The 14,871-nt window shown below is 56.4% G+C and carries 14 protein-coding genes; 9 read left to right on the top strand and 5 right to left on the bottom strand.

Translation table 11 applies throughout. The features are described from left to right. Positions 1-26 precede the first annotated feature (26 nt). Together AC2FJB_RS10780 and AC2FJB_RS10775 are read right to left on the bottom strand one after the other, a co-directional pair. Positions 27-1,199, bottom strand: coding sequence for a diaminopropionate ammonia-lyase (locus tag AC2FJB_RS10780; protein WP_496818297.1), 1,173 nt, complete (start codon positions 1,197-1,199; stop codon positions 27-29). A 14-nt stretch (positions 1,200-1,213) separates the two neighbouring features. Next, entirely contained in the window at positions 1,214-2,356 is a 1,143-nt protein-coding gene (locus tag AC2FJB_RS10775) for an amidohydrolase (RefSeq protein ID WP_496718476.1), read from the bottom strand. A 108-nt stretch (positions 2,357-2,464) separates the two neighbouring features. On the opposite strand from AC2FJB_RS10775, the gene AC2FJB_RS10770 reads away from it, so the two are divergent. Further along, complete coding sequence (locus tag AC2FJB_RS10770) at positions 2,465-2,926, top strand: Lrp/AsnC family transcriptional regulator (RefSeq protein WP_496718477.1); 462 nt, start codon at positions 2,465-2,467, stop codon at positions 2,924-2,926. A gap of 131 nt (positions 2,927-3,057) precedes the next feature. On the opposite strand, the gene AC2FJB_RS10765 is transcribed toward AC2FJB_RS10770, so the two are convergent. Together AC2FJB_RS10765 and AC2FJB_RS10760 are read right to left on the bottom strand one after the other, a co-directional pair. Then, the gene (locus tag AC2FJB_RS10765) at positions 3,058-5,076 is read right to left on the bottom strand and encodes a CocE/NonD family hydrolase (protein ID WP_496718478.1); all 2,019 of its coding nucleotides are present in this window, start codon (positions 5,074-5,076) and stop codon (positions 3,058-3,060) included. Between the two features lie 88 nt (positions 5,077-5,164). Continuing rightward, complete coding sequence (locus tag AC2FJB_RS10760) at positions 5,165-7,204, bottom strand: oxidoreductase (protein ID WP_496718480.1); 2,040 nt, start codon at positions 7,202-7,204, stop codon at positions 5,165-5,167. A gap of 523 nt (positions 7,205-7,727) precedes the next feature. Here AC2FJB_RS10760 and AC2FJB_RS10755 point away from each other — a divergent pair. Then, the gene (locus AC2FJB_RS10755) at positions 7,728-8,072 is read left to right on the top strand and encodes a RidA family protein (RefSeq protein ID WP_496718482.1); all 345 of its coding nucleotides are present in this window, start codon (positions 7,728-7,730) and stop codon (positions 8,070-8,072) included. 78 nt (positions 8,073-8,150) lie between these two features. On the opposite strand, the gene AC2FJB_RS10750 is transcribed toward AC2FJB_RS10755, so the two are convergent. Further along, positions 8,151-9,077: a LysR family transcriptional regulator gene (locus AC2FJB_RS10750; protein ID WP_299901817.1), complete on the bottom strand. Its 927-nt coding sequence runs from the start codon at positions 9,075-9,077 to the stop codon at positions 8,151-8,153. Between the two features lie 157 nt (positions 9,078-9,234). Between AC2FJB_RS10750 and AC2FJB_RS10745 the strand changes: the two genes are divergently transcribed. The 7 genes from AC2FJB_RS10745 to AC2FJB_RS10715 form a co-directional block, all read left to right on the top strand. Next, positions 9,235-10,251, top strand: a complete 1,017-nt coding sequence (locus tag AC2FJB_RS10745) for a TRAP transporter substrate-binding protein (RefSeq protein WP_117873631.1) — start codon at positions 9,235-9,237, stop codon at positions 10,249-10,251. 67 nt (positions 10,252-10,318) lie between these two features. Beyond that, entirely contained in the window at positions 10,319-10,885 is a 567-nt protein-coding gene (locus AC2FJB_RS10740; protein WP_117873629.1) for a TRAP transporter small permease, read from the top strand. Beyond that, positions 10,885-12,225: a TRAP transporter large permease gene (locus tag AC2FJB_RS10735; protein ID WP_117873627.1), complete on the top strand. Its 1,341-nt coding sequence runs from the start codon at positions 10,885-10,887 to the stop codon at positions 12,223-12,225. Before AC2FJB_RS10740 ends, AC2FJB_RS10735 begins: the two co-directional genes overlap by 1 nt. Positions 12,226-12,256: 31 nt before the next feature. Next, positions 12,257-12,760: a universal stress protein gene (locus AC2FJB_RS10730; protein ID WP_117873625.1), complete on the top strand. Its 504-nt coding sequence runs from the start codon at positions 12,257-12,259 to the stop codon at positions 12,758-12,760. Between the two features lie 21 nt (positions 12,761-12,781). Continuing rightward, complete coding sequence (locus AC2FJB_RS10725; RefSeq protein ID WP_496718484.1) at positions 12,782-13,168, top strand: nuclear transport factor 2 family protein; 387 nt, start codon at positions 12,782-12,784, stop codon at positions 13,166-13,168. Between the two features lie 37 nt (positions 13,169-13,205). Continuing rightward, positions 13,206-14,609: an NAD(P)/FAD-dependent oxidoreductase gene (locus tag AC2FJB_RS10720; RefSeq protein ID WP_496718486.1), complete on the top strand. Its 1,404-nt coding sequence runs from the start codon at positions 13,206-13,208 to the stop codon at positions 14,607-14,609. A gap of 44 nt (positions 14,610-14,653) precedes the next feature. Next, a partial coding sequence (locus tag AC2FJB_RS10715; protein ID WP_496718488.1) for a thiamine pyrophosphate-binding protein occupies positions 14,654-14,871 on the top strand: 218 nt, incomplete at its 3' end.

The following is a 14,871-nucleotide window of genomic DNA, read 5'->3' as shown; positions in this document are numbered from 1 at the left end:
CTGCGACCGCAAGAAACGCGGCTGAGCTACACGTCGCCTTGCATGATCAGGGCATAGATATCGGGATCCGTCACACCTTCGGATCCGATCGTCAAAACACGAGACTGCGCCGTCAAACCAAGCTTCCGGAAAAGCTTTTGGTTGTTTGCCGCTTCAATCAATGCAGCCAATCCGGCAACGCCGCTCTCTCCGGCTTCGATCACCGGATCTGCGCCTTGCGGACGCGCCAGGCGGCGGACGGTTGGCGGTATCAGCTCATCGCCGATTGTCAGAAAGTCCGAGGCTTCACTGCGCAAAATCTCCCATGCCATCGGAGACGGTACACCGCAGGACAAACCCGCCATAATGGTCTCTTCATCGATTTCTACAGACGCGGCTTGCCCCTGCCTTGCGCTTTCGAACAAACACGCGGCCAGATGCGGTTCCACAACCACGACGCGCGGAGAGACATCACCCCAGGCCTGACGCAATGCTGCCGCAACTGCCGCGGCAAGCCCTCCGACTCCTCCTTGCAGAAAGACATGCGTCGGCGCCGCGTCCATTGCATTCACGACTTCTTTGACCATGACGCCGTAGCCCGACATCACGTCGCGCGGCGGGTCGGTGTAACCTGGCCAGGATGTGTCCGAAACCACGAACCAGCCATTCTCGTCGGCTTCCCGTCGACATTGATCGACCGAGGCGTCATAGTCACCATCGATGCGCATGACGTCAGCCCCCAGATCACGCATGGCCTGCGCGCGGCCTTCACTGACTTCGGCGTGAATGTAGATCCGGCAAGGCGCGCCGAACCGTTTGCACCCCCACGCGAGGGACCGACCATGGTTGCCATCGGTCGCCGAAACAAGCGTGATCCCGGCAACTTCATCAGCGCAGCGGCCAGTGCGGATATCTTCCAAAGACACATCCTGGCCCGTCCGGCGTGATATTTCACGTTGCAGAACACGCAACGCGGCAAATGCACCCCCCAATGCCTTGAAACTGCCAAGCCCAAACCGGGGACCTTCATCCTTGTAGTGGACCTCCGCGACGCCAATCTCGGCTGCCAACGCGGGCAAAGAATGCAGAGGCGTGGGCGCATACCCCTCCCATTGGGTGATTTCCTTAGCCGCGCGATCGAAATCCTGTTTTGTCAATACGGTTTCGGCAGCGGCGCCAAAACCCGGCCTGCCTGCCTGATGAGCGATGATTTCTGTCATGGTCATGTGTCCTGTCAGGGGTTCAGCGGCAGGCGCTGCCGCACCAGCTCTGCCCAGAATTTTGCGCCCAGCGGGAGCAGTTCGTCGTTGAAATCGTAATCAGCCGAGTGCAGCGGACGACCATTTGATCCTTCGGTCCCGTTGCCAATAAGCAGGAAACACCCGGGCACGACGGCAGCAAACTCAGCGAAATCTTCCGAAAAAGACATAGCAGAGCGGTCTCCGTCCACTTCAAGGCCCGTGGCTGCTGCCGCTGAAATGACGTGCGATGCGGCATCGTCATCGTTGTTTGCCTCGATGAACTCGGTGCGGAAATCCACAGTCACTTCGACGCCATGGCTTTCGGCCACACCGGTTGCGATCTGGCGCATATTGCGCTCTATCAACGTACGGTCTTCCGGTGACATGGCCCGCGCGTCACCTTTCAGAACCGTGTACCCCGGAAGCACATTTCGCTGCCCGTCGGTGATGAACTCGGTTACTGACACAACCGCGCCGGATGAAGGTGCAAGCTTGCGTGAAACTATGGTTTGCAGGGCCAATACCAGTTCCGCCGCAGGCGTGATCGTTTCGCGCCCGACATGGGGCATCGAGGCATGACCGCCCTGACCGGTAATCGTGATCTCGAACAGGCTTTCACTGCAACAGATCACTCCGGCACGGGTTGAAACCCGGCCAACAGGCTCACCGGGCAGATTGTGTGCGCCGTAAACCTCTTGAATCGGGAAGGTCCTCAAAACGCCCTCATCGATCATCGCCCTTGCCCCAAGCCCATGCTCTTCATTGGGCTGAAACAGGAAGACAACCGTGCCGTCAAACGCCGGATCTTTGGCCAGCAATTCGGCGGCCCCAAGCAGCATCACCGTGTGGCCATCATGTCCACAGGCATGCATGACACCTTCGTTCTGCGACTTGTGGGCAAACGTATTGACCTCGGTAATCGGCAGCGCGTCGAAATCCGCGCGCAGCCCGATGGCATGGTTGCCTTTGCCCGACTTCAAGACACCCACAACGCCGACACCTTCGTATACCTCGATGCCCAAGCTTCGCAGATGCCCGGCAATCCGTGCTTTGGTCCAGATTTCCTGAAATCCAAGCTCGGGGTTGCGATGAAACTCATGGCGCAACGCAGGCAGGCTTTCTGTCAATGCGGTCACGGCGACTCTTTCCCTTCGATGCATTGTGAACGTGGTCGAAACAATTTTATTGCAACTGACCTGAAAAATGGGCTCTAGTTTGATGCATATCATGCAAGTTTCTTTCACATGACACAATTAGACGAGTTCGACCGCGCGATCCTGCGGATCCTGCAGAAAGACAACAAAACCACGCAGCACAAGATTGGCGAGGCCGTAAACCTGTCTGCACCCTCTGTGCAGCGCCGTATCCGCCGGATGGAGGCCGAGGGCGTGATCCGCGCCAATGTCGCCATTGTTGATCCGGCAGCCGTTGGTCTTCAGCTTACCATCTTTGTCGAACTTGAACTGGTCAGCGAAACCCCTGACGAGATTGATACCGTCAAGAAAACCCTGCTGAATGCTCCGGAAGTCCAGCAGTGCTTTTATGTGACCGGAGAGGTGGATTTCATGGTTGTCGTGGTCGTCGAAAGCATGGCGGTTTACGAAGATTTCACCCGCCGGATGTTCTTTGAAAACGGAAATATTCGAAAGTTCAAAACCTTCGTTTCAATGGATACCATCAAATCCGGCAGCGCTTTGGGTTTCTGACCGGTACATGGTGCAACGACAGACCCGTCCAGACATTCCCGCGCAGGCTTGGACCATTCGGTTGGATTGACAGGACTGCAAAGGCAAGTCCCGTCAAGGGTCTCAACGCAATTGTTCTACAGTGTTTTCAACTACATTCCGTTGCGCGGAATGACATGCGAATTCTCTTCTTCAAAGATCAGCTCCTCCCCCGACCATGCCTTCAGGCGCGAGATCAAATGAAACTCGGTGGCCGTTGCCCGTTGTTCGGAATAGGTCCAGATCCTGGCTGACCAGCCTTCACGGTCGAAACCGGCGGTCTGCTCCATCGTGGCAACAGCCGAAAGCGGGTCGCCCGGACGGATTGTATATCTCCGATCTGACACGTCGCTGAGCACCGTCCCTATATCGTCGAGACAGAAATCACCCACCGGCCCGAAGACGCCTCCGTCAAGGAAAAACCTGTGAGTTACCTCGCCATTCGTCAGGTCCGTGTGGACCGAGCGCTCCATCGAGCCCGATCTCACTTTGGTCTTTCTGGGCCGGGCACCGGACGCTATCGGTTCGGGCAGCGGGCGTGGTTCTGTTGTTTCAATGCCTTGGTTGCGGATGGGAAGAGACAGGTACGAGCGACCCGGCCTTATCGAAAGCGTTACAGGTTCGGGGGCGGGCCAAAGAACAGGCCAATAAGCCGAAGCAATCTGCAAGACGATGCGATGACCTGACAGAACCCGATATCCTGTTCCATACATCGGGACGGTTACTGCCATCTCCTCTCCGGGTGTGATCGGTGTGGGTTCTGTATCGCTGAGCCGGTGGTTGAGGTTGCAGAATCCCCGTGCAATCAGCGTCTGCGCACCGTTCGGGGCTTCGTCTACCAGCAATGCAACGACAAAGCCCTGAGCCTGATCTGCTGACACCTTCAGATCGGCGGACGGTTGCCCCAAAATATCAAGTGCGTCTTCAAGTGGTGCCGCTTTGAACTGCAATGCGCCTGCGGCGTCGATCCGGCAGTCTGCCGCCATGTCGCCGGGTATGGCGAAAGAGCACATATCACCTGCGGCTGCCCCAAAGCTTTGCGGCGAGCAAATCGCAAGCTCTGCTCCGGAAACGGGGTCTGCCTCAAGCGTCAGCTCATTCAGCCACAGGGACGCATTGGTGATATTCGGTGACGGCCAGCTCGGCTCTTCGATCCAGCGCCCGGTGCGTTCCAGATGCGTTCCGGTCGGCGCTGTGCTGTCTTGAAGGAAAAACCGCAAGGGCGGTTCGTCCATCAACCCTGTGTCTTTTCCCTTCAGCCAGTGATCCCAGAACCGGATGACCTCTCCGACGAAATCAGCCTTGGGGCCGGGCACCCCTTCATGCGGGTAAAGATGCGCCCATGGCCCCATCAGGATCTTGACCGGTCCGCTGAGGTGTTCGGCGATGCGGAATGGCGTATCCCGGTACAGATCCATCCAACCGCCGAAAAAGTAGACCGGCACATCCACGTCGGCATAATTCTCGCAGATCGAACCGCGCCGCCACATCTCGTCATGGGTCTGGTGCTCCAGCCACATGGCCGGCCAGAACTCAGCGCCTTCCAACCGCTCGCGCCACATGTCAAGCCAGCGGTCCGCGCCGACAATCTCTGGGTCTGGTGGCATGGCGTTGTACAGCTGCATGATCGAGCCCCACCAGAAATTGTCGTTGGCCAGACATCCGCCGTAAAAGTGAATGTCCTCGCGCCACCGGTCGTCTGTGCCCATAACCGGGGCTATCGCCTTCAACGCCGGAGGACGTGTCGCCGCCACCTGAAACGCGTTATATGCCCCCCAGCTTTTGCCGAACAATCCGACATTTCCATCGCACCAGTCCTGATCGGCAATCCACTGGATGACGTCGTGACCGTCCTGAATTTCCTGATGCGAATACTCGTCTTCGGAGACGCCGTCACTGTCACCGTAACCCCGGATATCAACGCGGATTGATGCATAGCCGGCGTCCGCAAAATGCGGGTGCATGCTTTCATCCCGCATCCGTGTTCTGTCCCGACGACGATAGGGGATGTATTCCAGGATGCAGGGCACAGGGACGATTTTCGTGTTTTCCGGCAGCCACAGGCGCGCCGCGAGTTTCGTGCCGTCAGGTAGCGGTATCCAAACAGTCTCGATGACCTCAATATTGCTCATGTCCGGTCCTTTTCGTTCGGGCGCAAAAGTGGTTTCATGCCGTACAGGTAATCGGTGGTACGTGTTCAAAGCGCATTCTCTGACGGCGTCACCACCGAAGGCCAAGCCGCAGCGCATCATAGACTGCTGCGTGTATGTTGCGCGAGGAAACGGCGTCTCCGATCCGATACAGATCAAAGTCAGCCTTCGGGTTCACCAGCGGAAACATGTCACCCGAATTCGCGACAAGAGCGTCGTGATCCACAGCGCCAAGATTTCGCGAAAGCGGCTTGAGTTCGAAATAGAGATCGTCCAGAGGCAAGGTGCCCTGATTGACGATCACCTGATCATACATGCGCTTTTCAACAAGATCCGAGTAATCCGTTCCAATGGCGGCTTCCAGTTGATTGCCTGAGCGTACCAACGATTTCAGCGTCCGGGTTACGGTGAACAGCGCTCCCGTTTTTTGCAGCGCACGCATATATGGCACCAGATTCATGCCCATGATTTCAGGCGCAAAGCTGCGGTCGCGGGTCATGATCTCAACCCGCGAACCGGACTCGGCGATGATTTCGGCCGCCATAAGGGCCGGGTGGTCGCCCGCATCATCGTAGATCAGCACGTTTTCGCCCGGGTGCACGTCTCCGGACAGGATGTCCCACGCCGAAACCGCCAGATCGTTGCCGGTTTCCAATATCGTCGTCTCGGGCAACCCTCCGGTCGCGATAACCACAATATCGGGCGAAAATGCTTTTAGGTCACCCGCGTCTGCAAACGTGTTGAATTGGAACCTGACATCGCGTGCAGCGCATTGCGCCATGCGCCAGTCGATGATCCCGATCATCTCGGCCCGGCGTCGGGACTGCGCGGCCAGACGAACCTGACCGCCGGGTTCTGAGGCCGCTTCCAGAACAGTAACGTCATGACCGCGTTCTGCCGCAACCCGTGCCGCTTCGAGCCCTCCGGGCCCTGCGCCGACGATGACCGCCCGGCGGCGGGACTTGGCCGCGGTGATCACGTGCGGCATCGACAATTCGCGCCCGGTAGCAGGGTTATGAATGCAAAGGGCTTCACCGGCCTGATAAATCCGGTCCAGGCAGTAGGTTGCGCCGACGCAGGGGCGGATGTCATCTTCCCGACCGGCCTGAATTTTGGACACGATCATCGGGTCGGCCATGTGTGCGCGGGTCATGCCGACCATATCCAGCAACCCGGACGCCACTGCATGTCGTGCGGTTGCCACATCGGGAATGCGTGACGCATGGAAGGTCGGCATCCCGATTTCGGCTCGTACGCGCCCGGCAAAATCCAGATGTGGTGCGCTTTTCATGCCCTGCACCGGGATCACATCCGTCATGGCAGGGTCTGTATGAATACGGCCGCGAATGACGTTCAGGAAATCGACCTGACCGCTGTCGCGCAGCCTTCGGGCGATTTCCAGTCCGTCTTCTTCGGTGATGCCGCCTTTTTCAACCTCATCTGCTGTGTAGCGGACGCCAACGATGAAATCCGTCCCGACACGGTCGCGGATCGCATCCAGAACCATGAAGCCGAACCGCAACCGATTGTCGAGACTGCCGCCATAGGGCGCGTCCATCGTATTGGTGAGCGGTGACCAGAACTGATCGATCAGGTGGCCATAGGCTTGCAATTCGATTCCGTCGAGACCTGCGGCCTTCATACGTTCGGCTGCATCGGCATAATCGCTCACGATCCGCTCAATATCATGGTCTTCCATCTTCTTCGCAAAAGCCCGGTGGGCCGGTTCACGATAATGCGACGAAGAGACGGAGGGCAGCCAATCGCCCTTGTTCCAACCCGTGCGTCGCCCCAGATGGGTCAATTGGATCATCACTGCGCAACCATGAGCATGGCAGGCATCCGTCAATTCAGCCATCCAGCGTACGACCTCGTCCTTGTAGGCAAGGATGTTGTTGAATACCGGCGGGCTGTCGCGGCTGACGGTGGCAGACCCAGCTGTCATGGTCATGGCAACACCAGCTTTCGCACGTATCTCATGATAGGCGCGATAACGCTCCTTGGGCATGCCGTCTTCGGGGTAGGCAGGTTCATGACTGGTCGTCATGATCCTGTTCTTCAGCGTCAGATGTTTCAGCTGATACGGTTGCAGCAACACATCGCGGATCATGACCACCCGTCCTTTTTCAAAACCAATGACATCAGTTGACCAACCTCGCTGTCCCGTAGCGGCAATGCAAAAAGTACTGTGGTGGTAGTGTCGGGTGGCATATGACGCTCCGAGTTTAAGGCGAGCGGTGGAACTCTGTGCCGATTGAAAACAGACTGGGATTTCTCCGTCAAACTCCTTGTCACCCAACACCGGGATGTTTCACCCAGATCGTTGGCGGATGACCGCAAGACAGGACAGAAAGAACACCGGTGAAAACGACCTGTCTGCAGGTCGCCGACCGACTGGCTCACTACGCACTGCAACACCTTGGGAAGAAGAGCGACAGAGAGGTTAGGTCACTTGTCGAACCTCCAAACCGCACGAAATATTTGATCACCCAACATAAGTGCGCTGTCGGGTTGAATGATCCCGCACGGCAGGTTGGCGATTATTCGATGGTTGAATGCCCGGGGTGGCAGTTGGCATCGATTCACTCTATCGCCCAGTCGGAAGATACCTTTCGTGACAGGAGACAGCAGTAGTGACCATCACTCGCATCGAAACCGGCCAGCGCATGAGCCGCATCGTCAAACACAATGGAACCGCCTATCTGTGCGGACAGGTTTCGGATGCCGCAACGGTTGCGGATCAAACCCGTGACATCCTTGCCAAGGTCGAGGACCTTCTGGCCAAGGCCGGCAGTGACAAGACGCGCATCCTGCAATGTGTGATCTGGTTGTCGAACATGGCCGATTTTGCCGAAATGAACGCGGTCTGGGATGCCTGGGTGCCAGAGGGCCACGCCCCGGCCCGTGCCTGTGGCGAGGCGAAACTGGCCCGTGATGTTCTGAAGGTCGAAATGATCGTTACCGCAGCCTGCGATTGATCCGCCCGGCCTCGCGTCGTGCGCTGCTTCCAGGCGGGCGGGTTTGGGTTTGGAAAACAAGACGCCCTGAGCACGTTCTTACTGCACCTGAGAATGCACCTTTTCCAATGTTTCCAGAAACAACTTGGCCACGCGTGTTGGCGCAGGTTGTTTTCTGGCTACGGCCGCGAAACGGGTTCTGTATTTGATTTCCCGCGGTAAAACCTGCTTCATAATCCCCTGTTCGACAAATTCCTGCGCCAGATGGTCCGGAAGAAACCCAAGGTAGCGGCCTGAAAGTATCAGGATAACCAGTGCCTGCTCATTTTGCACCTTGGCGGCACGTCGAAACCCCAGTTGTTGACCAACGATGAGGTTCGGAGAGTTTACGTTCAAGCCGGCGTAGTTGAACTTGCGAAGATCACTCAAATGCAACTCCGGATCTGGGCGATCAAACAGGGGGTGTTCCTGCCCACAGTACAAGAACATGTTTTCCCCGTAGAGCGGTGTGTAGTCCAGGCTTGCCGATGGTCTGTGCAACGCGATGATGCCGACATCCAGATGCCCGCTGATGACCATTGTTTCGATCACGTTGGGAGGTTCCAGCGACAGTTCAATGTGAACCGCCGGTGCGGCCTCATTGAACTTGTGAATGGTGCGGGCAAGTTGGGCCTCAGGGTTGGTCGTACATTGATCGAACAGAGCCACGCGGATACTGCCGGCCAATTGCTGTTTGACTTCGTTGACTTCGGTTCTGAACTGCGCCACGGAAATAAGCAGGTCTTCTGCCGCCGTCAGCACCTTCTCGCCGTCTTCCGTCAGTGAAAATCCTGACGGTCCCCGGTTGCACAGCTTCAGGCCAAGCCTCAGTTCCAGGTCAGACAAGTGTTTCGAGATCGTCGATTTTCCGATGTTCAGCTCGATCTCGGCGGCAGTAATTCCACCACTTTCCGCGACGGTTTTAAAAACGCGCAGAAGACGGATGTCGGTGTCCCCGATCCGGGTATCAAGTTTGTTCTGTTTCATATCGTATGTTTGATATTTGTGAAACCTTTCGCGCAAATATTAACAACGACGAAACCATGTTGGCAAGTTAGCTTCGTGTCGCCGAGGTAGAATCGGACTGGCCTATCTCTCCCCGGGTCAGCGCGCACCTCGAAACACGACAAATGGGAGGAAATCCATGTCATTTATCAAGAAGCTAGGCACCATCAGTGCAGCCGTATCCGTTGCCGCACTGATGGTCGCAGGCGCGGCTGACGCGAAGAACTTCAAAATCGCAGTTGGCGACAGCGGGGGTTCCAGCCAAGAAGCAACGGGACTGGGCTTCAAAGCTGCCCTTGAAGAGCTATCGGGTGGCAATCATACGGCAACTCTTTTCCTGAACGGTCAGCTCGGATCCGAGCAGGATACCGTCAACGACGCGGCCATTGGCACGCTCGATATGTCGCTGCTGGCGATCAACAACATTACCCCGTTCTCGCCGACTGTTGGCGTGTTCACCCTGCCTTACGTGATCCTCAGCCTTGAGGACGCCGAAAAGCTGACCCAGGGCCCAATCGGTCAGGAACTGACTGAGAACACAATCAACGACGCCGGTGTTCGCATCATCGCTTGGACTTACACAGGTTTCCGCGTTCTCACCAACTCAAAAAAGCCGGTCAAGTCGGTTGCCGATCTGGAAGGCCTCGTGATCCGCGTTCCCAAGAACGAGATCATGATCGACACGTATAAGTCTTGGGGTATCAGCCCGACGCCGATGGCATGGTCGGAAACTTTCGCCGGGCTGCAGACCAAAGTTGTTGACGGTCAGGACAACCCTTACACCACCATCAACGCGATGAAGTTCTACGAAGTTCAGAAGTATGTGACAAACATCCGATACATCTTCTCGATCGAACCGCTCATCATTTCCGAGCAGGTATTCCAGGAACTGTCCGCCGAAGATCAGGCGATCATTCTTGAAGCCGGTAAAGCCGCGACACAGGCGTCTGCCGACTTCTTGCGCGAGAAGGAAGCTGAGATCAAAGAGATCCTGATCGAAAAAGGCATGGAAATCGTCGACCCTGAGAACGACGAGGCCGAATTCATCGAACTGGCAACCACCGCCGTGTGGCCGAAGTTTTATGAAAGCATCGGTGGCGTCGAAAAGCTCAACGCTGTGCTGGCTGAAATCGGCCGCGAGCCGGTTTCGCAATAAGCAAGGACCAAAAGGTCCATGAAATGGGGGGTGCCTGACGGTGCCCCCTACAAAAAGGGAGGGTCAGATGTCGAAATTTTGGGGATTTGTAGACAACATCGAAAGCTATATCTGTCGCACGTTGTTGGCGATATTCGTTTGTCTGTTGTTTCTTCAGGTTATCGTGAGAACGCTATTTGCGTTCTCGTTTTCCTGGGTCGAAGAACTGTCGATCTACATGTTCGTCTGGTTTGTCTTCTTTGGCGCCAGCTACGCGGCAAAGATGGGCGCCCATAATCGGGTGACGTTTCAGTTCAAGTTCCTGTCGCCCCGCGCGATCAAATACATCGAGGCATTCGCGGATCTCTTCTGGATCTTCTTCAATGTCGTTTTCGTCTATCTGGCGATTGATTTCATCTTCAACAAGATGAATCGATTTCAGTCGTCGCAGACCCTCGGGTTCCACCTGAGCTGGGTCTATATCGTCTTGCCTATCGCATTCACCCTTATGACCATCCGCGTGATCCAGGTGAATTACCGAAAACTCGTGCTGGATGAAGAGATAGTCGATCCGGATTCGATTGATCTAGATGCTGTCAAAGCCGAGGCCGAAAGCCATAGCCACACCACTTCCAGCTCTGAGGGAGAAAAGTAATGGGCGCTGAAATTATCCCACTGCTGTTCGGCGGATTTCTCTTTCTGCTGTTCATCGGTGCTCCGATCACCGTGGCGCTTGGCGTCTCAACCTTGATCACCTTTCTTTACTTGGGTGAAAACCCGATCAAATTCGTACAGATCGCCTTTACCTCGGTTGGGTCCTTCCCGCTGATGGCGTTACCCGCTTTCATTCTGGCTGGTGCTTTGATGGAGGCCTCGGGGCTGTCGCGACGGCTTATCAATGTCGCCGAAAGCTTCGCGGGTCCGTTCACAGGCGGCATGTCGGCTGCAACCGTCATGGCTTGCCTGTTCTTCGGTGCTATCTCTGGTTCTGGCCCGGCAACGACTGCCGCCGTTGGCATGCTGATGATCCCGGCCATGATCGATCGCGGTTATTCGAAAGGTTTTGCATCGGCCATAACTGCCTCGTCAGGTGGTCTGGGCATCGTTATCCCACCGTCGATCCCGCTGATCATTTTTGGCATCGCTGCATTGGGCATGCCGCCCCCACCTGAAGCTGTAGAAGAATTCGGCCAGTTCCAGACCGTTTCGATTCCGAAGCTCTTTATCGCTGGATTTATGCCCGCCTTCCTGATCGCAGGCAGCCTGCTGCTGATGAACTACATTCTAGCGAAAAAGAACAACTACACCGGCAGTACGGATGGCTGGTCTGCACGCCTTATGTGGTGCGAGATGTATCGCGGCTTCTGGGCGCTGATGGCACCGGTGGTGATCCTTGGTGGCATCTATTCAGGCTACTTCACGCCGACAGAAGCGGCCATTGTTGCGATCTTCTACACGCTGATCGTGGGCGCGTTCATCTATCGCGAGCTGTCGTGGAGCAGTCTGTTCGGTGCATTGGAAACCACCACTTGGCTGACCGGTCGGGTTCTTCTGATCATGTTCACGGCAACAGTATTCGGGCGTCTATTGGTTGAAAACCAGGTGCCGGCTGTGATCGCGCAAGGTATGTTGTCTTTTACTGACAACATCTATGTGATCTGGACACTTGTGATCCTGTTCCTGCTGTTCGTCGGCATGTTCATGGAGACACTTGCAACCATCCTGATCCTGGTTCCGGTGATGCTGCCCGTAGCTTATAGCGTGGGCATAGATCCGATCCACTTTGGTGTGGTTATGGTCTGTACGCTGGGCATCGGGTTCCAGACACCACCGCTGGGTGAAAACCTGTTCATCGCGTCGGGGATATCGAAGATCTCGATTGAAGAGATTTCGTTACGCGCCCTGCCGTTCGCCTTCATCAACACGATTGCGATCTTCATCATTGCGTTCTTCCCCGAGATATCGCTCTGGCTGCCGCGCGTGTTCGGTTACTAGGCGCGAATGAACGGAAAAGGGAACTGAAACCATGAAACAAACAATTACGCAGATCCTTTTCGCGACAGATCTGTCGCGAAATTCCACCTATGCCCTAAAGCACGCGGCCAGCCTGGCCGCGTCAACAGGGGCAAAATTACATGTTTTGCACGTCTCCGAGCCCCTCAGCGACGACGCGCTGATAACTCTTCGCATGTTCATGCAAGATACAGGCTCGCGCAATGAAGCTCTGAAAGCGCGTCATGACCACGTCAAGGCGGTGCTGACCGAGCGGCAAAAGGCATTCTGGGCTGCATTACCCGAAGCTGATCGCGGTATCCAGGATCAGATCGAAACGATCGAAATCATCGACGGACACCCCGCCGAAGTGATTCTGCGACGCGCACATCAGCTCAATTGCGACCTGATCGTTTTGGGCGCCCACGATCACGGATTCTCGCACACGTTCCTTGGCACAGTCGCCAAGCGTGTGCTTCGCCGTGCAGATATCCCCACGCTCGTCGTTCCATACCGGGACGACGAAACATCCAACTGAAAAACCACGAAAGACAAGACCATGAGCAATACCCTCACTGCGCAGGACCTGGCAGACACGTTCGACGCGTTCAACCGTCACGACATCGAAGGTGTGATGACCCATTTCGCCGATGACTGCGTGTTCTACACCGTGGCTGGTGACGAGAAATACGGCAACAAAGTCGAAGGTTCTGAAGCTATCGCCGCTGCCTTCTCAGGCGTCTGGGCAGGCATGAAGGACGCACACTGGGATCACCACAGTCATTTTGTCCAGGGCGATCGCGCCGTGTCCGAGTGGACCTTTTCGGGAACCGATGCCGACGGTATGCGGGTCGAAGCTGAAGGCGCAGACCTGTTTACCGTGCGTGACGGGAAGATCGTCGTAAAACAGGCGCTTCGCAAGACACGCCCAATGTTCAAAGCCTGATCCGCCGCCTTGCGCGTAGCCTCGGAGAAAAACAAGAATGGTGGACCACAGCATCCCGCGTCACTGGCCCAAAGCCAGCTATGATCCAAAGTATGACCCCATCATGGATGCGGGTCCGGGTCACAATCGCGACCATGCGCCAACCTATTGGATAGGAACGGCCGGAACACCTCCGGCTGATGACGGACCGATCTCCAGTGATCTGGATGCGGATGTCGTGGTGATCGGGTCGGGATATACCGGCCTGTCCACTGCCATTCACCTTGCCAAGGAACACGGTATCCAAGCGGTTGTTCTTGAAGCAAATACCGTGGCCTGGGGATGCTCGACCCGCAATGGCGGGCAGGCCCAGATCTCATCCGGGCGGCTGAAACGGTCGCAATGGATTCAGCGCTGGGGCACAGATGTGGCCAAAGGCATGCATGCCGAAGTCACTGAAGCTTTCGAGTTGTTCAACGATCTGATCTCGTCGGATGAAATCGATTGTGATCCGCAGCCGGGCGGCCATTACTACATCGCGCATCGTGAAAAAGTCATGTCGTCGCTCAAGAAAGAGAGCAAGTTGCTGAACGATGTGTTCGGCTATGGTTCGCGTATCCTGTCCCGAGATGAGCTGCATGAAAAACATGTGCGGGACATGGAGGCCGCAGGCGCGATGTGGGAACCAGACGGAACCTGCATCCACGCCGGCAAGCTGGCCTTCGGTTATGTCAGCATGGCGCGCAGGCTGGGCGTGAAAATCCACACCGGCAGCCCGGTCATGGGATGGCAGACCAAAGGCGGAGTACATCACTTGCATACACCGGGTGGTATTGTGCGCGCGAAATCCGTTGCCTTAGCAACGGCGGGCTATACTCCGCCGGGTCTCAACACCCGCACCAGGCACCGCCTGATGCCAATCCTGTCAAACTCGATGGTGACACGACCTCTGACACAGGCCGAGCTGGATGAATGCGGTATCCAGACCAAATCCCCCCTGACGGACACCCGAACGCTGCGCCACTATTACCGCCTTTTGCCGGACAATCGGATGCAGATCGGCAGCCGCAGCGCGGTGACAGGGCGTGATGCCGAGAACGGCAAACATCTGGACATGCTGAAGAAGGGACTTGCCCGCAAGTTCCCGGCGCTAAAGGATATCAACCTCGACTATTCCTGGTGGGGCTGGGTTGATGTCAGCCACGATATGATGCCGCGCATTTTCCGGCCGGATCCTGAGCAGAACGTGTTCTACGCCATGGGTTACGGCGGCAATGGCGTGATGTACTCGGCTCAGGCCGGACGACGCATGGCGCAGCTGGTTGCAGGCAAGAAGGACAAGGCATTTGATCTGCCGATCTTCACGTCCCCGTTGCCGAGCCACGGCATCCTGACGCCGTTTCGCCGTCTGGGACAACGCATGGCGTATGTCGGCTACTACCTCAAAGACGAAATACTGTAACTCACAGGGGCTTCAGCGTCCTGAAAAGATAAGGAATCACCCACATGAAGATGACGACGGAAGAGGCGTTTGTTAAGGTTCTGCAGATGCACGGGATTGAGCATGCGTTTGGGATCATTGGATCTGCGATGATGCCGATCTCTGATTTGTTCCCGAAGGCCGGGATCATGTTCTGGGACTGTGCTCATGAAGGCAGTGCGGGGATGATGGCGGATGGCTACACCCGAGCGACCGGCAAGATGTCGATGATGATTGCGCAGAA

The organism is Ruegeria sp. CDSC085 (genome assembly GCF_059610465.1).
Note: the sequence above shows the minus strand (reverse complement) of the source record. Positions and strands in the feature narration are given on the sequence as shown.